Below are 23,303 nucleotides of genomic sequence, written 5' to 3'. Positions count from 1 at the left end.
TTTCAACACAAACTCTCATCAGACTGGGCATCGTAAAGGTCTTGTAACAACTGATCAATTTGTTGTTGACTCATACTCTGCGGTTCAAATTTTGCAAAACCCATCTCACGCATTTTGGTATGTACGCTACTCATACGTTGCACATACTTCATGCCCCAAGCTCTAAAATGTGCCGCGTGAATCGTTTTCGCCTCAAAGACTTTGATATCTTTATGTCTAGGGTCTTTCAATAATTTCGACATTAATAATTCTAAAGCAGCTTCATCCCCTTCTAAGCACTGGAAATAATGCTGATCAGCATAATAAAGAACGCCTGAAATATTATGTACTGTATTAAAATCACATGCTTCGCTTAAAATGTCCCGAACATCTTGAAGAAGCTGTACATGATCCGAAGTTGAAGTACTTGCATAGCAAATTTGCCGCATAGACTTCCCCAATTGATTGATTTCATTATTTTTAGCATCTAACACGTTTATACTAAATAGTCATCCGTCGGCTTTGCCAATTCTTGTAATCCTTTTCTTAAGGTATCCGACCATTGCTTACTGATGCTTGAAAAATACGGATCTTCTTCATCAATCCGCTTACCCACTGGAATGTGTAAACTATCTCTTGCATACACCAAAGCATCTAAGGGCAAACCGACAGAAACATTGGAACGTAAGGTTGAATCAAAAGAAATCAAACTACACTTCACCGCTTCGGCTAAGGGCATGTCATACCGTAATGCACGATCTAGAATCGGCTTTCCATATTTACTTTCACCAATTTGAAAATACGGCGTATCTTTGGTCGCACAAATAAAATTCCCCTGCGGATAAATATTATAAAGTTGCATTTCTGCCCCTTTAATTTGTCCACCGACCAATAAGCTACAGTAGTAATTACTCTGTTCTTGCGTGTCTGGTGCCATATCCGCCAAGACTTTTTTCAAAGTGTGCCCGACCAACTCAGCCGCTTCGAACATGGTATTGACACTATATAAATTCGGTTCTTGGCTTAACTCCAGATGATTTTTTAAATGCCCAATCACCGCTTGGGTCGTTGCTAAGTTTCCTGAGGTTTGAATCGCAATAAAGCGTTCACCCTCCACACCAAAGGTATACAGTTTCCTAAACACGGATATATGGTCTACACCTGCATTCGTACGCGTATCACTTATAAAAACCAAACCATCTTGCAGACGAAGTGCACAACAATAGGTCATAGAACATCCTTTTTCAGCTAAACCTTAACAACTTAAAACTTGTACCATGGAATGCATCGATTCCACCCCACCTTTTTCACGTACGCCACGAACGGGAGCCACATCCCAATAATCGCGCCCAATAGCTACATAGATATGTGACTGTGGTTTGAACAATTGATTACTGGTATCAAAACAATACCATGCATCATCAATATACACCTCGGCCCACGCGTGACTGGCGAGGTGTGAAGTTTCAGGCACATGCAAATACCCCGATACATAACGTACCGGTAAGCCAAGATGCTTACACATGGCAATAAAAACATGACTATGGTCCTGACATACGCCTTGCTGACCATTGAATGCATCGATTGCCGAAGTGAGTACCGAGGTTTCAGCAGGTACATAGGGAATATGCGCTAAAACTGCTTCTGACAGTTTCATCAAATTTTCCCGATTCAGCTCAGGCACATACTGATGTGCAAATGCCTTCATTTCGGCATTGCACTGAGTATTGGGCGTCGGTTGTAAAAATAAATTGGGATTCAGACGATCTTGGATGCCATGTTCTGCCAAGCTATTAATTTCAACAATGCCCTGCGCCATTATGGTCAGCTGTTGATAGGCTTCACGTTGCGAACTGGTAATCCAAATATTTTGGAAGGCATCCCGTTTTTCTTCACGCTCTCCTGGCACACTCACATGCCAATGACATACCTTTTGGTGTGAATTATTCGTGGGTGTCATTTTAATATATTGAATGCTATTCAGGGCCAATTCACTATATTGATAATGCGTTTGATGATTGATCATAAGTTTCATACATCAACCTCAAACAATTGTTGAATATAATCACTAAAATGATAAAAATTCATCGCATCAGGTTGTGATTTGAGCTCTAGCCAAGCCTGTGCCAAATTTAGCCAGCCCATTTCTTTTAACAACATGACGATGTTTTCTATTTCAACTAAAGTATTTTGTGCATCTTGTTTCAGGCGAATTTGACGGTCAAGCTGCTCAATCATTTGCCCCAAACTAAAGAATAAAAAGACATCACTGGCTTCAGACTCAAGCACATCCTGACACTCCCCAACCACATCACAAATATAGGCGGTGTTTTCAGTGGCATTTTTAATAAATTGATTCAGTTCCGCATATGCCTTTGCAGATAAAATCCCGCGCAAGTCTTGAACATTACTCTTGGCGCTTTGAAATTGCTGGTTAAATGAAGCAGGATTGTTTGGGTTTAAAATCAGCTCATTCAGTGAGCACGCATCAAAAGCAGGCAAACAAAATGCATGCGCATAATCCATTGCAGGCTGGTCTTGGGTAAACGGAAACTGAGCACACAAATATTGAGTACGTGTTAAATAACGCCCTAACCAAAAAATATTTTCAGCATTGGTGCTTAATAAAATCATAGTTCTACCCTCATATTTGTTTATTTTATGAATGTAAGTTTTCCACGACCCAAGTGTCTTTAATTCCTCCTCCTTGGGATGAGTTGACCACCAACGAACCTTCTTTCATCGCAACACGTGTTAAACCGCCAGGGACAATTTCGGTACGATACGGTGAACTGAGCACAAACGGTCTAAGGTCAATATGACGCTCAGACACACCCGATTCAGTCATGGTTGGACTGACAGAAAGTTCTAATGTGGGCTGGGCAATATATAAATGCGGTGTCGCCATGAGCTTATCTCTAAATTGCTCAATTTGGCTTTTACAGGCTTGTGGTCCAATCAGCATACCATACCCACCCGAACCTTGCGCCTCTTTGACCACTAACTGCTCAAGGTTCTCCAGTACATAAGCCAAGTCTTGCTTGTCACGGCATTGATATGTCGGAACATTTTTTAAGATAGGTTTTTCACCTAAATAAAACTGAATCATTTTATCGACATAAGGATAAATCGATTTATCATCCGCAACCCCTGTGCCTGGTGCATTCGCAATAACCACGTTATGACTCAAATAAGCCGACATCAACCCTGCGACACCTAAAGTGCTATTCGGCATAAAGCACAGCGGATCAAGATAAGCATCATCCAAACGGCGGTAAATTACGTCTACTCGTTGACGGCCACGAATGGTTTTGACATAGACCTTATCATGCTCTACAAACAAATCACGCGATGTCACCAAAGGCACATCCATTTCACGGGCTAAAAAAGCATGTTCATAATAGGCACTATTAAAACGTCCCGGTGTCAACACCACGATGAAAGGCTGATCGACATAAGCATTTTCAGCCAAGATTTCTTTGAGTAATTGTGGGTATTGTTCTATGCCTAAAATATGGTTCTTCTGCATCAAATCAGGCATAAGTTTTTCACTAATCTTACGACTTTCAAGCATATAAGATACGCCCGATGGCGTTCTTAAATTATCTTCAAGTACATAAAACTCTCCCTGCCCATCACGGATAATATCAATTCCACTAATTTGGCTATAAATCTGACCTTTTAAACGGTGCTCATACATATGCGGTTGATAAGCCTCATGCGTCAACACTTGCAGTTCTGGAATAATTTTCGCTTTGAGAATGTCTTGTTGATGGTAAATATCATGTAAAAATAGATTTAAAGCTCGCACACGTTGTGCAGAGCCAAGGGAGATTTTATTCCATTGTTGTTTGGCAATCACACGTGGAATTAAATCATAAGGAATGGTGCGCTCAATGCCCTCAGATTCACCATATACAGTAAACGTAATACCTTCATATAAAAAATGCTGTTTGGCAATTTGGTTCAGTTCTTCGAGTTCTTCTACACTATGCTGTGACAACCAGTGCTCAATACGCGTACAAACCTCACCCGACATCGCTTGGTCATCTGTCATTTCATTAAAGAAATTCGAGGTCATTTGATGAAACAATCCAACAGACTGGCTCGATAGACGATCATGAGAGTGAATCGGATTTAATACAGGAGAGTTAAGCTTATATCCGTCCAACATCGTATTTACATTTGTATCTTTATCTTCTTTAAACATACAAACCTCTCAATTGTTATCGATATGTAACCCATACGTAGCAATATCTATGCCATGGATTTCTAAAGATGCTTTGTTTATTAATCGATAAAAAACGCATTGCTTCAATTCTATTTCGCATTAAGTTGTGTCAAAAAATATAACTGAAAAATTTCAAGCAAAGCTTGCTTAAACGAATGAGTTTTCTTATTGTGTTCACATTCAAGTAAGTAATTTCGACTCCTATATTTTATTAAACTATGTCTATACAAGAAAAAGAAACGTCCAATAGTCTCTATCGCCAATGGCAAATTTTGTCTCGTCTTTCCACTGGAAAATGGATGGGAACTCGAGAGCTGCAAGAGATTTTACAACGTGAAGGCATCGATATTACTTTGCGAACCATTCAACGTGATTTAAATCAAATCTCTCAACGCTTTCCGATTGAAAACAATGGCGCTGTACCTCAAGGTTGGCGTTGGCGTTCTGATGCTCCGATTCAAAGCTTACCGCACATGACCAGCTCTCAGGCGGTGACGTTTATGATGGTTGAAGAACACCTTAAACATCTTCTTCCTCCCAGCTTAATTGAAGAAATGAACCCGTGGTTTGACTTAGCACGTCGTAGCCTCTCTACTCAAAACAATGTGCGCCAATGGATTAACCGCGTACGCATTGTCCCTGCGACACAACCGCTGATTCCCCCAATTGTGGAGAAAACAGCACAGCAAGCCATCTATGAAGGACTGCTCCAAGACAAACAACTGGAATGCGTTTATCAAGGTTTAAACCAAGCGGCTGAAGCAAAAACCTATACCCTCAACCCTCTGGCACTGGTTCAAAAAGGTGCAATTATTTATCTGATTTGTACCCGCCACGACAAAACTGATATTCAAACCTTTGCACTGCACCGTTTCAAATCAGCGACGGTTTTAACCACTCGTGCCTTACACCCAGTCAATTTTGATATCGATGAATACATCGAATCGGGTGCATTAGGTTTCCGTGTAGACTTTTCAAAACCTACAAAAACCGTTGCACTTACCCTGACCATAACTGAAATAGATGCACTGTATTTGGAAGAAACCAAACTCAGTACCAATCAGGTTTTAGAACCGCTTGGAAATGGGCAAATCTTGGTTCATGCGACCGTCCCTTTTACCAATCAACTGGTGTGGTGGTTACGTAGTTTTGGGCATAAAATTAGTCACATTGAACCCAAAGAAGTTCGTGATGCAGTTAATCAGACCATCACCGACTAAAATAAAAAAAGCCCCAAGTATTAGGGGCTTTACAGTTTTTTTGGTATTAGATATTTGAATTGCTTGGGTTTGTCGTTTTCATTGCTCATCTTGGTTTAATGCCTCCCCTAAACCAAGATAAGTGCGCTGTTTTTGGTGATTGATACAAACTAGCATTGCCATGCAAGCTCTCCACTGTTAAAACGGATCGATTTCATCGTCATGGTGTTGACCTCATGTTAAGAACGTAAAATCAATTTAAAATACAGTGATGCTTTTGTGAAATAACATGATAGGCTATTTTTATCTGTTTTTATCTTAAACAACTCTTTTGCTTTGTTTATCTGCCAACACAAAAAGCCAGCCTTATGCTCAGCAGGCTTATGATTAGGCCCTTGCATTTCCAATGTGGATTGCAAGAACCTTTCGACAGTAATCGTTACAAATCATCCGCTTTTATTTCTTCCAAAATTGCCACTTGCTACGTTTAGGTCGCTTTTCTTCAATACGCACCAATCCCTTGAGGGCTTCATTATTGATTCTGTCATACATTTTTAAATACTCTGGATTCAACTGCTCTCCGATATATTCAGGCGTATACGATGTACAAGGTTTTCGTAATGAGCGCTCATACCATTTTTGTGCAACGTCTAAATCGGCATTAAAATAGAGCCCTTTTTCATACAAATAGCCAATTTTACATTCCGCATATTGGTCTTTCTGATCAGCCGCTTTTTGAATCCAATACACGGCTTCTTCCAAATCTTTCTCAGTGTACAAGCCATTTAAATACCAATAACCCACTTGATACTGTGAGGAAGCTTCTCCTTTTTGGGCATTCAGTAAAAATAGTTTGAAGAATAATTGTTTGGCTTCATCCATATGTAAAAATGAATCAATTTTTCCAATCTGCTCCGAAACTTGTTTAATCGAATAATCACGTGCATTTTTGAGAACGTGTTGAGCCAGTTGCAGCGGACTTTCTTCGGTAAAGGATGCGATTAATTGCATCGCTTCTGCCTGCATTTCATCTATACCCTCAATGCGTGCATCCAGTACGACATTTAAATATTTTCGAGCCAATTCGAAGTCTTGCTCAACCCCTCGTCCTTCTAAATACATTCGACCCAAACTTAAATCTGCCGCTATGACCTGACCTACTACTTGTTGATACAGTCCAATTGCCATATCTAGGTCTAGCGGTACACCTAAACCATGTTCATACTTATCCGCTAAATTATTGATCGCAACGGGATTACCCAAATCAGCAGATTTTTGATACCAATAGACACATTGCTCGTAGTCTCGTTTTGTCCCGATACCATCTTGATACATTCAGCCTAAATGATAATAAGCATTTGCCAAAACAGCTTTTTCAGTTTCAGGCGCTTGTGATGAGATTCGATGATACAGATAGAATGCTCGTGCCGAGTGAATCACATGTTCGCTCACCACACCATAATTTGGATAAACTGAATTGACCAAGAAACACGTTAACCAGCCAAAACGATAATAAGCCGCCAACCCCAATGTGGCTGCCCAACAACCCTGTTCGGAGGACTGCTCCAAGAGCTGCAAACTTTTTTGTAAATCTTGTTCAGTGCCTTGACCTCGTGCATAACATCCCGCTAACTGATATAGCGCAATGCTATCCATTTTGGACGCAGCTTCTCGATACCAGTTAAAACTTCCTTCCAGACTTTTTTGTAAAATTCCACCAATGAATAATTGCTGCGCTAACTGACACATCGCAGGGCTATAACCTGACTGAGCGGATTGACGTAGTAAATCAATATAGAGCTGAAACTCACGCTCTTGGTAGGCTTGATCTGCCAAATAATATTGATAAATACCCCGATATTGCTCGGCTTTACCTCTAATTAATTGAAGGATTAACGCTCCATGTCCAGTTTCATGCTCAGAAAAATACTCAATTCGTTCAATCAATCCCAAACTTTTAGACACTTGCTCCAAGGGTAGAAACCATCGTGTAATGGTATAGAGTCCCGGAACATCTTGCATTTTCACAATGTCAGAAGATGGCTCAGGATCTTCGGGTCGAATCAATGCTCTCAGCATCTGCATAGGAGATTCAGCTTCTGGTGGCATTAAATTTACCCCAACCAACTCTCCATCATTAGTTTTAGCAACCTCCCAAACTTTCATAATGGCTTGATCAAATTGATAAAACTCACTACTTTGATTGAGCCAGATAACCACATCACCCGCGCGAATCTCTTCTCCACTTTTATAATGTAATGACATAATTCACCTTATTTTTTATTGTATATTTCCCCTGCACAGATTTTACCCAAAAAAAAGCCCGCATAAAGCGGGCTTTTTCAATAACTTTCAAATATTAAGCAGATTTTTTCGCTTGTGCATTTTTACGGATCGTAATCATGATCAATTGCACTGCTGCAGGTGTTACCCCCGGAATACGATTTGCTTGAGCCAATGTCTCAGGACGTACATCTTTCAATTTTAAAGTAATTTCACGAGATAAACCTGAAACTACATCATAATTAAAATCGGCTGGAATTTTAGTTTCTTCCAAACGCTTCATTTGCGCAACATCTTCATGTTGACGGTTAATATAACCTGCATATTTCACCGCGATTTCAATTTGATCGCCCACTTGCGCAGAGACTTCAGAACCTGTGAGTTCCGCAATTTGAGCAAATGAAATATTCGGACGTTTTAACAAATCAATCGCAGAACACTCTTTCGATAAATCTGCACCCGTCATTTCGACAAACTTTTTGCCCATTGGGTTGTTTGGTGCCGCCCAAAGGTGTTGTAAGCGACCTGTTTCCAGTTCAACCGCTTCCATTTTTTCACAGTAAGCTGCCCAACGCTCATCATCCACCAAACCCATTTCACGACCCACTGGCGTTAAACGTTGATCCGCATTGTCTTCTCGTAGCATCAAACGATATTCGGCTCGTGAAGTAAACATACGGTACGGTTCTTTCGTACCGAGCGTAATCAAGTCATCCACCAATACGCCCATATAGGCTTCATCACGTTTTGGTGTCCATTGCTCTTGATCCCACGCACGACGCGCAGCATTTAAGCCTGCTAGTAGACCTTGTGCACCCGCCTCTTCATAACCTGTCGTACCATTGATTTGACCGGCAAAGTACAAGTTATTGATGGCTTTGGTTTCTAAAGTAAACTTCAATGCTTGCGGGTTGAAATAATCGTATTCAATAGCATAGCCCGGACGTAAAATGTGCGCATTTTCCATCCCGCGAATTGAACGAACCAATTCAAACTGCACATCAAACGGAAGTGAAGTTGAAATACCATTTGGATAAAGCTCATGTGTATCTAAACCTTCAGGCTCTAAGAACACTTGATGTGAGTCTTTATCGGCAAAGCGGTGAATTTTGTCTTCAATAGATGGGCAGTAACGTGGGCCCACGCCTTCAATGACACCAGTGTACATCGGAGAACGATCTAAACCACCACGGATGATGTCATGGGTTTTTTCATTGGTATGTGTGATATAACAATTCACTTGTTCAGGGTGCATAGATGCATCACCCATGAATGACATAGTAGGTGATGGGAAATCACCCGGCTGTGGAATCATCACAGAAAAATTAACTGAACGCGCATCAATACGTGGTGGCGTACCTGTCTTTAAACGACCCACTGGCAAATTCAATTCACGTAAACGGTGTGCCAGTGAAATTGAAGGTGGATCACCTGCACGGCCACCGCTTGATTTTTCAAGCCCTACGTGGATTACACCACCTAAGAACGTCCCTGCGGTGAGTACAACTGTTTTCGCATCAAAGCGAATACCCGTTTGAGTTACAACACCCTTTACAGTATCACCCTCAACAATCAGGTCGTCTGCGGCTTGTTGGAAAATATCGAGATTTGCTTGGTTTTCTAAAGTGTCACGAATCGCGGCTTTATAGCGAATACGGTCTGCCTGTGCACGTGTTGCACGAACGGCTGCACCTTTACGTGAGTTTAGGATACGGAACTGAATACCACCTTTATCGGCAGCCAATGCCATTGCACCGCCCAAGGCATCAATTTCACGCACCAAATGCGATTTACCAATACCACCAATTGCTGGATTACAGCTCATCTGCCCTAAAGTCTCAATATTATGAGTTAAGAGTAAAGTCTGTCGCCCCATACGTGCCGCAGCCAATGCTGCTTCTGTACCTGCGTGACCGCCGCCGATAACAATGACATCGTAAACTTTAGGATAATGCATAGTGGTAAAGGAGATTAAAAAATGATAACGAAAGATTATAGCAAATTTTCGATTGTAAGTTGACAGATTCCGTGGAATTTATTGTATATGCGGTGCTGTGCTTACTGCGCCAGCACTAGGTTTATGTAATTTTACTTGCAGAGCAGTAGCAAAAACTCAACAAAGGATGCGTTTTGTTACCTGAAAAGCCTTGCATTAATTTGATCATTTTTTATCCTATAAGTTGATCATACAACAACCAAAGGTAAGCATTATGAATAAGAAGATTCTTTTTTCATCCATTCTCTGCGGTTTATTTTTTTCGCCTTTTGTATCAGCCAACGACAAAGTTGAAAAGGTCTATGATAGTCAACGTTATCAACAAGTCTGTAAAGGCAAGTCACAAGGAACAGCGGTTAGTTTTGCCTATCGAGGCATTATTTGGAATGGTACCTGTGAACCTCAATTTTTCCCAAGCTCAAAAAATGCCAATATTCATGGTGATGAAGCTGAGTTAGCCAGCATTTGCCAAGGCGACTCAAAAGCGACATCAATCAATATCGAAGGTAAAGAAATTAAAGGCAAATGTGCCCTTGGTTTTGTAGCACCTAAACCAAGAATGTAAGCAAAACAATTTAAAGTTCATGCTGTATTGAGGGTAAAAAATAGTCCATTTTTTACCCTTTTTTCGACCTTGTAAATTATTGAATTCTGTATACACTCAAAAACACAAAAGATAAAAACGAATAAAAAAGGTATTCCATGGATTCGGAATTGTTTACAGTTTTTTTGCCTTTGACTTTGGCATTAATGATGATGGGTCTTGGTTTACACCTACGCCCAGCTGATTTTTATCGCCTCACACTGCACCCCAAAGTCATTTTCATCGCGTTATTTTCACAGTTAGTGCTGCTAGTTGGCATTGCTTTCCTGATTTGCCAATTTTTAAATTTAGCGCCTATTTTCGCGATTGGTTTGATGCTCGTTGCAGCTTCACCAGGTGGGCCAACGTCAAACCTATTGACCTATTTATTTAAAGGTGATGTTGCGCTCAACATTACTCTTACAGCCACGAACTCCATCATTTCAACACTAACTCTCCCTTTTATTATTAATTTTTCACTGATGTACTTTCTACAAACATCACAACCCGTTGACATGCCCGCCATGAAAATGATGAAAGTTTTTTTCATCACTTTACTTCCAGTCAGTATGGGCATGTTTTTACGTTATTACTTTCCAAAACTTGCCGACAGATTAAATCGCCCAATGCGTATTTTGTCTGCAAGCTGTCTTCTTTTTATCTTTTTTCTCGCACTGTACTTAGAGCGACATAATTTTGTTGAATATGTGTTTGAGATTGGGCCAGCCGTAGCCTTATTCTGCTTTTGTAGTATGTTTATTGGTTTTTTTGTGCCACATCTTGCCAATATTCCAGAAAAACAAGCGTTGACCTGCTCCTTTGAGATCACCATTCACAACACCGCGCTTGCCATTACGGTTGCCCTGTCCGTCTTAGGCAACACCGCCATGGCCATTCCTGCCGGTATTTATTCTATTTTCATGTTTGTATTTGCTGCGTTATTGGGCCTATTAATCTCGCGAAGAAATGACAGTCTATTGTTTAAGAAAGAGACCGCAGCTGAATAATTTCACGGTCATGATTTATATAATTTTAAGGAGAATATACACCTATGGATTCAGGAATTATCACTATTATGTTACCTCTAGCTCTTGCCATCATCATGATTGGCTTGGGCTTAGAGTTAACCCCGAAGGATTTTGCACGCGTCAGCAAACATCCCAAAGCAGTATTGGTTGCTTTATTTTGTCAGTTGGTACTTCTTGTTGGGATTGCCTTTGTAATTTGCAAAGTACTCAACTTACCGCCACTGCTTGCCGTCGGCTTGATGCTCTTAGCAGCTTCTCCAGGTGGTAGTACTGCAAATTTATTTAGCTATTTGTTTAAAGGTGATATTGCGCTCAATATTACTTTAACCGCAATTAACTCCGTTATTGCAGCGTTTACCTTGCCGCTAATTGTCAACTTTGCCATTCAATACTTTATGCAGGATGGACAACACGTCAGTATGCAGTTTAGTAAAATCTTACAAGTTTTCTCAATTATTCTTATCCCTGTCTGTATTGGTATGTTGATTCGCCACTATGCACCCTCTTTTACCAAGAAGCTGAATAAGCCATTACGTATTTTTTCTGTTGTATTTTTGGTCTTAATCATTGTTGGAGCAATAGCCAAAGAACGCGCACATATTCTGGAGTATCTGACTCAGGTCGGTTTAGCCACAGTCATTTTCTGTATTTGTAGTTTAATGATTGGTTATTTTGTACCGAGACTACTGGGGATCAACAGTGCTCAAGCTCGGGCCTGTGCCTTTGAAATTGGCATTCATAACAGTACCCTTGCCATGACCATTGCACTCACCGTGATGGCCAGTACCACCATTGCCATGCCCGCAGCGGTCTATTCTATTTTTATGTATATCTTTGCTGCCATCTTTGGGACATTACTCAACCGTTATGCCCCATCGGTTCAAACCAGCACAGAACAAGCCTAGAACTGATATAGGTCTAAGGATGCTTCGGCATCCTTTTTTATTTTGAGGAATGCTGTCGAACTGTCGCCCGTTCCGCTACAATATTTATTTATACATAAATATTAGGTTATTCCTGTGAAGTGGCTACAAATTCATATTACGGTTGATCAAGCGCAAGTCGATTTTACTGAAACCCTTTTAGAATCTTTGGGTGCAGTCAGTGTCACATTAGATGATGCAGAAAACCAAGACTTACTTGAACCACTTCCAGGTGAAACGCCACTTTGGAATAAAGTCATTGTGACAGGTATTTATGCGCAAGAAGACGATGAAGAAATTGATGTCAATGCATTAGAAACTTTTATTCGCACTCAAATGCCTGATGCACCGATGCGTAGCGAATTTCTTGAAGACCAAGAATGGGAACGCACATGGATGGATGCCTACGAACCAATTCAAATTGCTGACAAATACTGGATCGTTCCTGAATGGATGGAAGCACCAGAACCAGATGCAGTCAACATTAAACTTGATCCAGGCTTAGCGTTTGGCACGGGGAACCATGCCTCTACTTTTCTTTGCCTGCAGTGGTTAGGTAAAACTGATGTTAAAGATAAAATCGTGATCGACTATGGTTGCGGTTCAGGTATTTTAGGTGTTGCTGCTCTACTTCTTGGTGCAAAAAAAGTCTATGCCACAGATATTGATCCACAAGCAATTTTAGCCACTGAACAAAATGCGGCGCTCAATGGCGTGGCTGAGAACCTTTATGTCGGCTTACCAGATGAGTTTAATTTAGAGCTTGCTGACCAAAAAGCAGATGTCTTTGTTGCAAATATTTTGGCAGGCCCGCTCATGATGTTAGCGCCTGAATTCGCAACTTTAGTCAAATCTGAGGGAGAGTTCGCACTTGCAGGTGTAATTGAAGAGCAAGTTTCTGATGTTTCTAGTGTTTATTCTGAGTTTTTTGATATATTAGAGGTCGAGAAACGTGATGAAAACTGGTGCCGAATCTCGGGTAAACGCCACACCCTTTAAATGAACCCTTAATACACTATGAGCGACAAACAAACCTCTTGCCCTAAATGCCTAACCATCTACAAAGTAAGTGTTGCGCAACTCACTGTTGCGCAAGGTATGGTTTGTTGCCCAAAGTGTTCGATGACCTTTAATGCGCTCTCGCATTTAACCACGGGTCATACTGTTGACACAGGTGAGGAAAGATCGTCGAATCAGAATGACATGAGCATGTCTTCAAATTCAGCATTTTCCTCTCCTCGTGTAGACAGCATTCATTTTGATTTATCACAATCTGCTGCACTTTCAATGTCGACATCAAATTTGCTTGATATTTTCAACCTGAAAGTTGAGCACTCCAACATTGACCTCAAAACTTATTTAAACAATTTAAACTATTTTAGTACCGACCCGATTGGTAACTATCCTGCCATGAATTTGGCAGACAACAATCCAGCGAAACCGCAAAAAAGCCCGATGTACTATATGCTTTGGGGTATGATTAACTTCAGCTTATTGGCATTATTGTGTTTCCAATACTTATGGTTTAACCCACATATCCTCAATAACAGCCCCGCATTAGGTGCAACCTATAATAAAATTTGTCTCGTACTGAACTGTAGCAGCCTACAAGAACGTTACAGTCTGATCAGCATTAATAAATTAAAAGTAAAACGTCTCGATGCACAGAAAACTCAATTTTCAGGTGAACTGATCAATTATCATGACACCAGTCTTCCCCTACCAGATCTTAAGGTCATTTTAAAAGTGGATGGTGAAGTCGATTCAACCTATCAACTACATGCAAATGAATATTTGATTGATAGCCTGGTTGGAATTAAACGAATTCCTAAAAATAGTCCATTCAAATTCAAATTTAGCCTGCCAGTAAGTCGTAAAAGCTTCAATCATTACAGTTTAGAAATAGTCCAGCCCTAAAATTTAAAAAAAATGTAAAAAAAGTGAAAAAAAATGCAGTTTTCTTGCTCACTTTTTCTTAGACAATGGTATGATACGCGCCACAAAAGCTTAGTGCTGCAATCTCCTCAGTCTTTTAATACAAATAGAACATCAGCAAAAATGCGCGTTATCAAAATATCGCGTATTGAGCAGATTTTTTTGTTTAAAAAAGGTCGGTAACAAATATTTAACTATTGTTACGCTTATATTTCGACCAACTTGGCGATATTGTGGCATGCTAAATGTACAGTTTTAGAACTAGTCGTTTTAGGATCTAAAACGAAGTTCATTTTAATTTTAGACCACTTTATATATGTCACTTTACCCAAGTGATATTTAGATTTTTCGGATTACTTCGCATGAATAGCAAATCTCCTATTTTTACTGCACAGTCTGATGTCGCTCTTCGTATTCACGTAGATCGCGCAGTTCGCCACTATTTTGCACAACTGCAAGGCGAGCAACCATCTCAGGTCTACGACATGGTGCTGGCAGAAATGGAGAAACCTCTTCTATCTGTAGTTTTAGAATATACCCGCGGTAACCAAACACGTGCTGCGGAGATTCTAGGACTTAACCGTGGAACTTTACGTAAAAAGTTAAAAGCTCACGGTTTAATGAGTGAATAAATGATAAAATGCTTGCGGCTTCCGCGGGCATTTTTTTTACCTGCTATTTTTGGCTTTTTGTTTTAATTCTTGATAACTGTGACGAAGATCATGACCATTAAACGCGCTTTAATCTCTGTTTCCGATAAAACTGGCATTGTTGAGTTCGCTCAAAACCTTGTTGCTCTAGGGGTAGAAATTTTATCTACTGGCGGTACATATAAGTTGTTAAAAGACAACAATATCGCTGTAGTCGAAGTTTCAGAGCATACGGGTTTCCCAGAAATGATGGATGGTCGTGTAAAAACGCTACACCCGAAAATTCATGGTGGTATCTTAGCTCGTCGCGGTCTAGACGAAGCTGTGATGGCTGAACACAATATTGATGCGATCGATCTTGTGGTTGTGAACCTTTATCCATTTGCTGCAACTGTCGCTAAACCGAACTGCTCACTTGCGGATGCGATTGAAAATATCGACATCGGCGGCCCAACTATGGTGCGTGCTGCTGCGAAAAATCATGCTTCTGTCGGTATTGTGGTCAATGCTACAGACTACGACACTGTTGTTGCTGAGCTTAAAACAAATGGTGCTTTGTCTTACGAAACTCGTTTTGATTTAGCCGTTAAAGCATTTGAACATACAGCACAGTATGATGGCATGATTGCTTCTTACCTAGGTGCTCGCGTAGGCAAGGAAGAAGGTCAAGCAGACAAGTTTGCACGTACGTTCAATACACAGTTAAATAAAGCTCAAGACTTGCGTTATGGTGAAAACCCGCATCAGTCAGCAGCATTCTATGTAGAAAGCACAGCAACTGAAGCCTCTGTTTCAACAGCGAAACAACTTCAAGGTAAAGAACTTTCGTATAACAACATTGCAGATACAGATGCCGCACTTGAATGTGTCAAATCATTTGCAAAACCTGCTTGTGTTATCGTTAAACACGCAAACCCATGTGGCGTTGCTGTGTCTTTAGATGGTATTCAAGCGGCATATGACTTGGCTTATGCGACAGATCCTGAATCAGCTTTTGGCGGCATCATTGCATTCAACCGTGAATTAGATGTTGCAACTGCACAAGCCATTGTAGATCGTCAGTTTGTTGAAGTTATCATTGCACCGAGCATCGCTGAAGGCGTGCTTGAAGTCACTGGTGCAAAGAAAAATGTTCGTGTACTCGTTTGTGGTGAATTACCAGCAATTGACGCACGCCAAGCTCAACTTGACTATAAACGCGTCAATGGCGGCTTATTGGTTCAAGACCAAGACTTAGGCATGATCACCAAAGATGACCTTAAAGTGGTGACCAAAGTTGCACCAACTGATGCAGAAATTGATGACTTAATTTTTGCATGGAAAGTTGCGAAATACGTGAAATCAAATGCCATTGTTTATGCTAAAGGTCGTCAAACCATTGGTGTAGGCGCAGGTCAAATGAGCCGTGTTAACTCAGCGCGTATTGCTGCGATTAAAGCGGAGCATGCAGGCTTAGTGGTTGAAGGTGCTGTAATGGCGTCTGATGCATTCTTCCCATTCCGCGATGGTATTGATAATGCAGCGAAAGCAGGCATTAAATGTATTATCCAACCGGGCGGTTCTATGCGTGACGAAGAAACCATTGCTGCTGCAGATGAAGCAGGTATTGCAATGGTCTTCACGGGCATGCGTCACTTCCGTCATTAATTTACAATAATTCATATTCAAAAATCCCCCTAAATCCCCCTTTTTAAAGGGGGACTTGTCATGAATTAAAGGACTCTTTAAATTTGTGATGCCCCTCCCTTTTCAAAGGGAGGTTGGGAGGGATTAAAAAAGGATAGTAAGATGAACATTTTAGTTTTGGGTAATGGCGGTCGTGAACATGCATTGGCATGGAAAATCGCTCAAGATGAAAAAGTTGCAAAAGTTTTTGTTGCACCAGGTAATGCAGGAACTGCAACAGAAAACAAATGTGAAAATGTTGCACTCAACATTTTAGACAATGCTGCAATTATCGACTTTGCAAAAAACAATGCAGTAGATTTGATTATTGTGGGTCCAGAAGCACCGCTGGTAAATGGTGTAGTTGATGCTTGCCGCGCGGCAGAGCTTCAAATTTGGGGCCCAACTCAATTTGCTGCCCAGCTAGAAGGCTCAAAAGCATTTGCTAAGCACTTCTTAAAACGCCACAACATTCCTACTGCGTTCTACGATGTATTTACTGAAGTCGATGCAGCGAAAGCATTTGTTGAAAAAAATGGCGCGCCAATCGTGATCAAAGCCGATGGTCTTGCTGCGGGTAAAGGCGTGATTGTAGCCATGACCAACCAAGAAGCTTTTGATGCGATTGATGACATGTTGGCGGGCAACAAGTTTGGTGATGCCGGTTCACGTGTTGTGATTGAACAGTTCCTTGCAGGTGAAGAAGCATCTTTCATTTGTATGATTGATGGCGACAACATCTTACCAATGGCAACATCTCAAGACCATAAGCGTATTTTTGAAGGCGACCAAGGTCCAAACACGGGTGGTATGGGTGCTTACTCTCCTGCTCCTGTGGTGACTGCAGATGTATTTGAAAAAACCATGAATGAAGTGATGCGTCCTACCGTTGAAGGTATGAAAAAAGACGGTCACGTTTATACAGGTTTCTTATACGCAGGCTTGATGATTGATGACAAAGGTCAACCAAAAGTGATCGAGTTCAACTGTCGTTTTGGTGACCCTGAAACTCAGCCGATTATGATGCGTTTAAAATCATCATTGGTCGATCTGGTTGAAGCTGGTATTGCAGGTAATCTTCCAGCAGAAGCTGAATGGGATGAACGCAAATCAATTGGTATTGTTCTTGCAGCTGAAGGCTACCCAGAAACCGTTCGTCAAGGTGACGTCATCTCTGGTCTTGGTCAATCTCCTGAAAACACAAAAATCTTCCATGCGGGCACAACAATGAGTGCCGACGGTCACATCTTGACTGCGGGTGGTCGTGTTTTATGTGTGACAGCTCTTGGTGATACCGTACTTGAAGCACAAGTCAATGCTTTAGAAGTTTGTGGTCAAGTCACATTTACGGGTATGCAATACCGTACAGATATTGGTTATCGTGCCATTGCGCGTGAAAACGCATAAGTAATGCAGTCAACACACTTTAAAAAACCCGCTAAATGCGGGTTTTTTTATTGCAAACCGCTGCGAAGCCTTTTTAGCTGTCTCGGTGTTACACCAAACCAATTTTTACAGGCACGGCTTAATGCTGACTGCTCGGAAAAACCCAGTACAGAAGCGATTTGACTCATCGATGCTTTTGAGTCAGCTAAATATTGCAACAACAACTGTTGTCTGAGTTTATCTCGAATCTGCTCAAAGCTGGTCCCTTCTTCATCTAATTTACGTTGTAAGCTTCGAGGATGCATCGCAAGCATATTTGCAATATCTGTTTTATTGGCTTTTGGACCTGATAAATGAATGCGTATCGCATGTCGCACACGATCGCTAAACGAGCCTCGGTGACTGCGAAAACTCTGCTCCAAATAGCTGTCTACAATTTCACGTAAGCCATGGTCGATACTATCTATAGTAATATTCAACATATCTTTATGTATAAACAATGCCGCATGCTGTTGGTCTGCCACGACTTCTGTATGGAAAAACCGTTTATATACATTTAAAGATGCTATGGGACTATGGGGTAATGCAACCTTAAGCGGCTGATATTGCTCACCACTTAAATAACAAAGCACCCGATGACACACAGCGAGCCCCAAATCCATGGCCTGTCGTTTACTCACAATATCTGTAGCATCGTTCAATTGAATATCAAAAATAATTTCTACAACATCTGCATGCGGTCCAAACAGCTCAGAACTCATTCGGTCATTGATATATAAACGTAAAGCAGAACCATGTAAAAACAGTAAATCTGAACTGTATTTAATCACTTCACGCAGTGTCGATGCACTTTGTAAGATCAGCCCAAGTACACCCAAAATGCCAATATCTTGATACTGTGAGATCCGCAAACCTAAATCGGCACAGTTGGCCTGTTGCGCGCTTTCTTCTAAAAGTTGGATTAGTGCTGTATGCGAAATCCATGCATTGTCATCTTGTAATTGTGCAAGTTGAATTCCATGCTTGGCCAACAACGATATTGGGTCAATGCCCAATTGTTGCATTACCTCTAGATAGCCACGTAGCCCCGAACTATGCACCATGTCTTCATGGCCATTTTTAGGGTACTCAACTGCGAGTGAATCTTCCTGATTCATTTCCACAATCCCTGTCTCAATACGTCAAAAAATTGACTCATTACGTCAAGTTAGCATAAAAAAGCCACGGCAGAATAGCCCTATGAGCAATTTATTTGTTCATCAATTTTGCGCTTCAAACGGCTTTGTTGCACAAAGATTGGAAATGCAAAGCGCCCCTAATTGAGCTAAATTTAAGGTGTAACTTGGGTAAGTGGTCGACCTAATTCCGTAAATCTGTTAAGGACTGCTACACGTGCATGGATTTCATTCACTTGGCTATCAAAACTCCTTGCACTGAGTTTATCTCCTAATAATTTGATGCAATGCATCTTAGTTTCAACCAAACTTCGCCGATGATAGCCTGACCATTTTTTCCATAGTGTCCTGCCTAAACGTTTAATTGTTCGAAGTAATTCATTTCGCTCTAGCGAGCTACTCTTTGTATCTTTCCATTGTTTCGCATTTTTTCTAGGTGGAATCACCGCATGCCCTTGCCGATCTGCAATGACCTGACGGCATTGCTTGGTGTCATAAGCTCCATCGGTATAAACAGAGTCAATCCGCTCATCTTGTGGAATCTGATTAAGTAAATCACCAAGCACCTGTGAATCACTGACATTATTGGTTGTAAGCTGAACTGCTCGTATTTGTAGGGTTTTAGCATCTATACCAATATGAAGTTTACGCCATTGGCGACGATATTCAGGTCCATGTTTCTTGCGTTTCCATTCGCCCTCACCTAGAAACTTCATGCCTGTAGAGTCCATGAGTAGATGCAGCCCATCGCTACTTTTTTGGTAGCTGATTACAATATCAATATGCTTTTGTCTTCTACAAAGCGTGGTGTAATCTGGAGCTATCCAATTTAATCCGCAAAGTTTAATCAGACTTTGCACAAAGCCAGTGACCATACGTAAAGACAGACGGAATAAGGATTTAATCATTAAGCAGCATTGGATGGCTGCGTCGGAGTAGGTTTGATTTCGCCCTTGTTTGCCTTTTGATGGCGCATACCATTGCGTAGCAGGATCAAACCAAATGGCAATATTTCCGCGACTCATGAGTGCTCGGTTATATGCGGGCCAATTGGTTGTGCGGTAGATTTTGTGTGTAGGCTTCTTCATTTGAAAATTATATCGCTGAAAAACCCTTTACAGATAGGTTTGTGCAACAAAGCCCTTTATACTCGTTATATCTATTTTTTGTATTTAGTTTAGATAAAATCTTATAAAGCACAAAATTTATGCAAATTCTTATTTTTAAATAGATTAATTAAAAATAATATATTGTTTTCATTATAAAATTACAAACAAAATGCAAATTACTAATCTATAAATAAGATAAGTATTGAACTTTTATGCTCTATATCGAATATTACTTTGTTGATATGATGTGCAAAATTTAACGATTGAGCAGAGATGTTTCTAGTGAGTTGAAAAAGTTAATCTTTTTCAAAGCGAAAACACATATTCGACTGATATCGAATTGTGCGCTTACAAAACTCACATTACAGTCATATGCATCAAATCAGGAATGCCTGATTTAAAATCAATTGATCTCTCTATTGTTCAGCTAAGTTAAGCCTCGTTTGGATGCTTAATCGGGAAGAAAAAATGAAAAAAATTCTAGGAATTGCGCTGGGTTTATCTGTTGTTTTAACGGGTTGTAGCAAACCTGAAGCACCTGCGACAGATGCGGCTAAAACGGATACTGCAGCAGCTGAGCAAACAGTAACCATCGCATCGACTGGTTCTGATGCTGATATTTGGCGCCACATTGCAACTTTGCCAGAAACCAAAGCTGCTGGCTTAAAGTTAGACATTAAAAACTTCACTGACTATGTCGCAATGAACACCGCTGTTGCAAACAATGAAGTCGATGTCAACGCATTCCAATCTTATGCTTACCTCGTGGCATATAACGAAGCAAACACAGCAAAGATTGCTCCACTTTCAACGACCTACCTAGAGCCTATGGGCATCTATTCAAGCAAAGTAAAAACACTGGCTGAATTTAAAAATGGTGCAACGATTGCGATTCCAAATGATGGTGCGAACGAATCACGTGCATTGTTATTATTACAATCTGCGGGTCTAGTGAAGTTAAAAAATGACTTTGACTTCGTGAAAGGCACTTCTAAAGACATCGTTGAAAACAACAAAGCTCTCGTCATCAAGCCTATTCAAATGGCAACGGCTGTACGTGTGAAAGACGAAGTTGATGCCATTGTTTTGGGTAATACCCTTGCAATGGAAGGTGGTCTAAACGTATTGAAAGATGCGATTTACTATGAGCCAATCGATCAAACCACAAAAATGAATGTGAACGTACTTGCGGTGGCTGAAGCGCGTCAAAATGACCCTGTACTGAAAAAAGTCGGTGAGCTTTACCATGTCGCTGCAGTAGGCAAATATGTTCAAGAACATTTTGGCGGCACAAAAATTGATGTGAACAAGCCAGTAAGCTACCTTACTCAAGCTAAATAGTAATATAATCAAATCAACGAAACAGGCAAAGTCTCTTTGCCTGTTTTTTCATTTTTGTGTAGTTTTTGACGATATGATTCAATTTAAAAACATTTCAAAGCACTATCAGTTGAAGGGCCAAACCATTCCTGCACTGGACCAAATCAATTTGGACATTCCAGAAGGTAGTATTTTTGGCATTATTGGCTATAGTGGTGCAGGTAAAAGTACCCTCATTCGTTTGATCAATTTACTTGAACGCCCAACTCAAGGCCAAGTAATTATCAATCAGAAAGACTTTACTGCATTAGATGCAAAAGCATTACGTCAAGAACGTGCAAATATTGGCATGATTTTTCAGCATTTTAATTTACTGCAAACCAAAACCGTTGCAGCCAATATTGAAATGCCCATGAAACTTTTGGGTTATAGCAAAGTTGAACGTGAACAACGTTTGAATGAGCTACTTGAGTTTATTGACCTCAAACATAAAAAAGAAGCTTACCCAGATGAGCTCTCGGGTGGTCAAAAACAACGTGTCGGTATTGCACGTGCGCTTGCCAACCATCCTAAAATATTACTTTGTGACGAGGCAACTTCTGCACTAGACCCACAAACCACCAAATCGGTCTTGGACTTGCTCAAAAAAATCAATCAAGAGCAAGGCATTACCATCGTCATGGTGACGCATGAAATGGATGTGATCCAAAGCATCTGCTCACATGTGGCCGTGATGGAACTTGGCAAAGTGGTTGAAACTGGAAAAACAGTGGACTTATTTAGTCGCCCGCAACATGCAACAACACAGAATTTTATTCAAACGATTTTGCATCAACAGTTACCTATTAAGCTTCTGAATAACCTCGAACATAAGCATCATCATAGTATTTACCGCTTACAGTTCCTTGGTAACTCTGCACACGAAACCGTAATTCAAAACTTAATTAAACAGTTTGATATTAGTCTCAATATCCTGTTTGCCAACATGATTGAAATTGATGGCAATGTGATTGGACAAATGTTTGTTCAGCTCTTGGGAAATGAAAGCCTGATCGCTGAAGCGGTTGAGTTTTTAAAACAACATGGTGTGGCTGTTGAACAATCAGGAGAGCTGGCATGAGAGATTTAATTGTCCAGTGGTTAACTCAAATCACAGCACCTTTTTGGAAAAGCTCTTTATCGATTGATCAGTTTATTACCGCTTTGCAAGAAACATTTCATATGGTGTTTTTTGCAATGCTGTTTGGCTGTATTTGGGGCTTTATTCAGGCCATCATTTTATTGGTCACACGTCCTCATGGTATTTTGCCAAACAAAGCGATTTATCACAGCCTGAACCCGATTGTGAATGCTCTGCGCTCTCTACCCTTTATTATTTTGCTGATTGCGGTTTTACCTTTAACCAAACTCATCGTCGGAACATCGATTGGCACGTGGGCTGCAATTGTTCCGCTCACCATCTATGTCGGACCATACATTGGTCGTTTGGTGGAAACTTCATTACTGGAAGTGAATGAAGGCATTATCGAATCTGCACAAGCAATGGGTGCAACTCCGCTACAAATCATCTTCAAATTTATTCTACCTGAAGCACGCAGTTCACTGATTTTAAACTTAACCACAGCCACCATCAGCTTAATTGGTGCAACCGCGATGGCTGGCGCAGTGGGTGCAGGCGGTATTGGTGACCTTGCTATTTCTTATGGTTATCAACGTTTTGACACCAGTGTCGTAATACTCACAGTAATTGTGCTGTTGATCATGGTGCAAATTGTACAGTCTGTCGGGGATTGGCTATCTAAACTGCGCTAACAAAATTAAGCTCTCAATATTGGGAGCTT

Annotated in this window: 22 protein-coding genes; 12 read left to right on the top strand and 10 right to left on the bottom strand. The window is 40.7% G+C overall.

The window, feature by feature from the left end:
* Positions 1-2 precede the first annotated feature (2 nt).
* The 5 genes from AC4MC0_RS05985 to AC4MC0_RS05965 are packed head-to-tail and all read right to left on the bottom strand — an operon-like array spanning position 3 to position 4,189.
* A complete protein-coding gene (locus AC4MC0_RS05985; RefSeq protein WP_039890155.1) occupies positions 3-428 on the bottom strand; it encodes a BLUF domain-containing protein in 426 nt (141 codons plus the stop codon).
* A gap of 47 nt (positions 429-475) precedes the next feature.
* On the bottom strand, positions 476-1,210 hold the full coding sequence (locus AC4MC0_RS05980; protein ID WP_058869871.1) for a proteasome-type protease: 735 nt from the start codon (positions 1,208-1,210) through the stop codon (positions 476-478).
* 24 nt (positions 1,211-1,234) lie between these two features.
* The gene (locus tag AC4MC0_RS05975) at positions 1,235-2,014 is read right to left on the bottom strand and encodes a transglutaminase family protein (protein WP_126037082.1); all 780 of its coding nucleotides are present in this window, start codon (positions 2,012-2,014) and stop codon (positions 1,235-1,237) included.
* Positions 2,011-2,613 (bottom strand): alpha-E domain-containing protein, encoded by a 603-nt coding sequence (locus AC4MC0_RS05970; RefSeq protein WP_004982053.1) that lies wholly within the window; start codon positions 2,611-2,613, stop codon positions 2,011-2,013. Before AC4MC0_RS05970 ends, AC4MC0_RS05975 begins: the two co-directional genes overlap by 4 nt.
* A gap of 25 nt (positions 2,614-2,638) precedes the next feature.
* A complete protein-coding gene (locus AC4MC0_RS05965; protein WP_491887363.1) occupies positions 2,639-4,189 on the bottom strand; it encodes a circularly permuted type 2 ATP-grasp protein in 1,551 nt (516 codons plus the stop codon).
* 239 nt (positions 4,190-4,428) lie between these two features.
* Here AC4MC0_RS05965 and AC4MC0_RS05960 point away from each other — a divergent pair, with 239 nt between their 5' ends.
* Positions 4,429-5,430, top strand: a complete 1,002-nt coding sequence (locus AC4MC0_RS05960; protein ID WP_335998957.1) for a helix-turn-helix transcriptional regulator — start codon at positions 4,429-4,431, stop codon at positions 5,428-5,430.
* Positions 5,431-5,865: 435 nt separating this feature from the next.
* On the opposite strand, the gene AC4MC0_RS05955 is transcribed toward AC4MC0_RS05960, so the two are convergent.
* From AC4MC0_RS05955 to mnmG, 3 genes are all read right to left on the bottom strand, one after another.
* Positions 5,866-6,744: a tetratricopeptide repeat protein gene (locus AC4MC0_RS05955; RefSeq protein ID WP_335998959.1), complete on the bottom strand. Its 879-nt coding sequence runs from the start codon at positions 6,742-6,744 to the stop codon at positions 5,866-5,868.
* The gene (locus AC4MC0_RS05950) at positions 6,745-7,674 is read right to left on the bottom strand and encodes a tetratricopeptide repeat protein (RefSeq protein ID WP_491887362.1); all 930 of its coding nucleotides are present in this window, start codon (positions 7,672-7,674) and stop codon (positions 6,745-6,747) included.
* Positions 7,675-7,768: 94 nt separating this feature from the next.
* The gene (gene mnmG / locus AC4MC0_RS05945; protein WP_078389200.1) at positions 7,769-9,649 is read right to left on the bottom strand and encodes a tRNA uridine-5-carboxymethylaminomethyl(34) synthesis enzyme MnmG; all 1,881 of its coding nucleotides are present in this window, start codon (positions 9,647-9,649) and stop codon (positions 7,769-7,771) included.
* A 253-nt stretch (positions 9,650-9,902) separates the two neighbouring features.
* Here mnmG and AC4MC0_RS05940 point away from each other — a divergent pair, with 253 nt between their 5' ends.
* The 8 genes from AC4MC0_RS05940 to purD all read left to right on the top strand — a co-directional run bounded on the left by AC4MC0_RS05940 (position 9,903) and on the right by purD (position 17,879).
* Positions 9,903-10,253, top strand: a complete 351-nt coding sequence (locus tag AC4MC0_RS05940; RefSeq protein WP_004696401.1) for a hypothetical protein — start codon at positions 9,903-9,905, stop codon at positions 10,251-10,253.
* 137 nt (positions 10,254-10,390) lie between these two features.
* Positions 10,391-11,278 (top strand): bile acid:sodium symporter family protein, encoded by an 888-nt coding sequence (locus AC4MC0_RS05935; protein ID WP_335998965.1) that lies wholly within the window; start codon positions 10,391-10,393, stop codon positions 11,276-11,278.
* A gap of 44 nt (positions 11,279-11,322) precedes the next feature.
* Positions 11,323-12,204, top strand: coding sequence for a bile acid:sodium symporter family protein (locus AC4MC0_RS05930; RefSeq protein ID WP_078425885.1), 882 nt, complete (start codon positions 11,323-11,325; stop codon positions 12,202-12,204).
* Between the two features lie 114 nt (positions 12,205-12,318).
* A complete protein-coding gene (prmA, locus tag AC4MC0_RS05925; RefSeq protein ID WP_004696394.1) occupies positions 12,319-13,221 on the top strand; it encodes a 50S ribosomal protein L11 methyltransferase in 903 nt (300 codons plus the stop codon).
* 18 nt (positions 13,222-13,239) lie between these two features.
* On the top strand, positions 13,240-14,139 hold the full coding sequence (locus AC4MC0_RS05920; protein WP_004696393.1) for an MJ0042-type zinc finger domain-containing protein: 900 nt from the start codon (positions 13,240-13,242) through the stop codon (positions 14,137-14,139).
* Between the two features lie 380 nt (positions 14,140-14,519).
* On the top strand, positions 14,520-14,789 hold the full coding sequence (gene fis, locus AC4MC0_RS05915) for a DNA-binding transcriptional regulator Fis (RefSeq protein ID WP_001086304.1): 270 nt from the start codon (positions 14,520-14,522) through the stop codon (positions 14,787-14,789).
* 90 nt (positions 14,790-14,879) lie between these two features.
* The gene (purH, locus tag AC4MC0_RS05910; RefSeq protein ID WP_491887361.1) at positions 14,880-16,454 is read left to right on the top strand and encodes a bifunctional phosphoribosylaminoimidazolecarboxamide formyltransferase/IMP cyclohydrolase; all 1,575 of its coding nucleotides are present in this window, start codon (positions 14,880-14,882) and stop codon (positions 16,452-16,454) included.
* A 141-nt stretch (positions 16,455-16,595) separates the two neighbouring features.
* A complete protein-coding gene (gene purD, locus AC4MC0_RS05905; RefSeq protein ID WP_335998973.1) occupies positions 16,596-17,879 on the top strand; it encodes a phosphoribosylamine--glycine ligase in 1,284 nt (427 codons plus the stop codon).
* A 47-nt stretch (positions 17,880-17,926) separates the two neighbouring features.
* Here the strand turns inward: purD and AC4MC0_RS05900 are convergent, their stop codons facing one another.
* Together AC4MC0_RS05900 and AC4MC0_RS05895 are read right to left on the bottom strand one after the other, a co-directional pair.
* The gene (locus AC4MC0_RS05900) at positions 17,927-19,015 is read right to left on the bottom strand and encodes an AraC family transcriptional regulator (RefSeq protein WP_335998975.1); all 1,089 of its coding nucleotides are present in this window, start codon (positions 19,013-19,015) and stop codon (positions 17,927-17,929) included.
* A gap of 173 nt (positions 19,016-19,188) precedes the next feature.
* Positions 19,189-20,121, bottom strand: coding sequence for an IS5 family transposase (locus AC4MC0_RS05895; protein WP_114392660.1), 933 nt, complete (start codon positions 20,119-20,121; stop codon positions 19,189-19,191).
* 489 nt (positions 20,122-20,610) lie between these two features.
* Here AC4MC0_RS05895 and AC4MC0_RS05890 point away from each other — a divergent pair, with 489 nt between their 5' ends.
* The 3 genes from AC4MC0_RS05890 (at position 20,611) to AC4MC0_RS05880 (ending at position 23,274) form a co-directional block, all read left to right on the top strand.
* Positions 20,611-21,483 (top strand): MetQ/NlpA family ABC transporter substrate-binding protein, encoded by an 873-nt coding sequence (locus AC4MC0_RS05890; RefSeq protein WP_004982088.1) that lies wholly within the window; start codon positions 20,611-20,613, stop codon positions 21,481-21,483.
* A gap of 73 nt (positions 21,484-21,556) precedes the next feature.
* Positions 21,557-22,582 carry a methionine ABC transporter ATP-binding protein gene (locus AC4MC0_RS05885; protein WP_336000383.1) on the top strand — a complete coding sequence of 342 codons (1,026 nt, stop codon included), beginning with the start codon at positions 21,557-21,559 and terminating at the stop codon, positions 22,580-22,582.
* Positions 22,579-23,274, top strand: coding sequence for a methionine ABC transporter permease (locus AC4MC0_RS05880; protein ID WP_151835929.1), 696 nt, complete (start codon positions 22,579-22,581; stop codon positions 23,272-23,274). The genes AC4MC0_RS05885 and AC4MC0_RS05880 overlap by 4 nt, the downstream gene beginning before the upstream one ends.
* The last annotated feature ends 29 nt before the right edge of the window (positions 23,275-23,303 follow it).

It is taken from the genome of Acinetobacter sp. CAU_H_S139_7, assembly GCF_058599305.1.
Note: the sequence above shows the minus strand (reverse complement) of the source record. Positions and strands in the feature narration are given on the sequence as shown.

What these genes read in the sequence shown, in the direction of transcription:
- AC4MC0_RS05985 (WP_039890155.1), bottom strand. Translation starts at nt 428, where the DNA reads ATGCGGCAAATTTGCTATGCAAGTACTTCAACTTCGGATCATGTACAG.
- AC4MC0_RS05980 (WP_058869871.1), bottom strand. Translation starts at nt 1,210, where the DNA reads ATGACCTATTGTTGTGCACTTCGTCTGCAAGATGGTTTGGTTTTTATA.
- AC4MC0_RS05975 (WP_126037082.1), bottom strand. Translation starts at nt 2,014, where the DNA reads ATGAAACTTATGATCAATCATCAAACGCATTATCAATATAGTGAATTG.
- AC4MC0_RS05970 (WP_004982053.1), bottom strand. Translation starts at nt 2,613, where the DNA reads ATGATTTTATTAAGCACCAATGCTGAAAATATTTTTTGGTTAGGGCGT.
- AC4MC0_RS05965 (WP_491887363.1), bottom strand. Translation starts at nt 4,189, where the DNA reads ATGTTTAAAGAAGATAAAGATACAAATGTAAATACGATGTTGGACGGA.
- AC4MC0_RS05960 (WP_335998957.1), top strand. Translation starts at nt 4,429, where the DNA reads ATGTCTATACAAGAAAAAGAAACGTCCAATAGTCTCTATCGCCAATGG.
- AC4MC0_RS05955 (WP_335998959.1), bottom strand. Translation starts at nt 6,744, where the DNA reads ATGTATCAAGATGGTATCGGGACAAAACGAGACTACGAGCAATGTGTC.
- AC4MC0_RS05950 (WP_491887362.1), bottom strand. Translation starts at nt 7,674, where the DNA reads ATGTCATTACATTATAAAAGTGGAGAAGAGATTCGCGCGGGTGATGTG.
- mnmG (WP_078389200.1), bottom strand. Translation starts at nt 9,649, where the DNA reads ATGCATTATCCTAAAGTTTACGATGTCATTGTTATCGGCGGCGGTCAC.
- AC4MC0_RS05940 (WP_004696401.1), top strand. Translation starts at nt 9,903, where the DNA reads ATGAATAAGAAGATTCTTTTTTCATCCATTCTCTGCGGTTTATTTTTT.
- AC4MC0_RS05935 (WP_335998965.1), top strand. Translation starts at nt 10,391, where the DNA reads ATGGATTCGGAATTGTTTACAGTTTTTTTGCCTTTGACTTTGGCATTA.
- AC4MC0_RS05930 (WP_078425885.1), top strand. Translation starts at nt 11,323, where the DNA reads ATGGATTCAGGAATTATCACTATTATGTTACCTCTAGCTCTTGCCATC.
- AC4MC0_RS05920 (WP_004696393.1), top strand. Translation starts at nt 13,240, where the DNA reads ATGAGCGACAAACAAACCTCTTGCCCTAAATGCCTAACCATCTACAAA.
- fis (WP_001086304.1), top strand. Translation starts at nt 14,520, where the DNA reads ATGAATAGCAAATCTCCTATTTTTACTGCACAGTCTGATGTCGCTCTT.
- purH (WP_491887361.1), top strand. Translation starts at nt 14,880, where the DNA reads ATGACCATTAAACGCGCTTTAATCTCTGTTTCCGATAAAACTGGCATT.
- purD (WP_335998973.1), top strand. Translation starts at nt 16,596, where the DNA reads ATGAACATTTTAGTTTTGGGTAATGGCGGTCGTGAACATGCATTGGCA.
- AC4MC0_RS05900 (WP_335998975.1), bottom strand. Translation starts at nt 19,015, where the DNA reads ATGAATCAGGAAGATTCACTCGCAGTTGAGTACCCTAAAAATGGCCAT.
- AC4MC0_RS05895 (WP_114392660.1), bottom strand. Translation starts at nt 20,121, where the DNA reads ATGAAGAAGCCTACACACAAAATCTACCGCACAACCAATTGGCCCGCA.
- AC4MC0_RS05890 (WP_004982088.1), top strand. Translation starts at nt 20,611, where the DNA reads ATGAAAAAAATTCTAGGAATTGCGCTGGGTTTATCTGTTGTTTTAACG.
- AC4MC0_RS05885 (WP_336000383.1), top strand. Translation starts at nt 21,557, where the DNA reads ATGATTCAATTTAAAAACATTTCAAAGCACTATCAGTTGAAGGGCCAA.
- AC4MC0_RS05880 (WP_151835929.1), top strand. Translation starts at nt 22,579, where the DNA reads ATGAGAGATTTAATTGTCCAGTGGTTAACTCAAATCACAGCACCTTTT.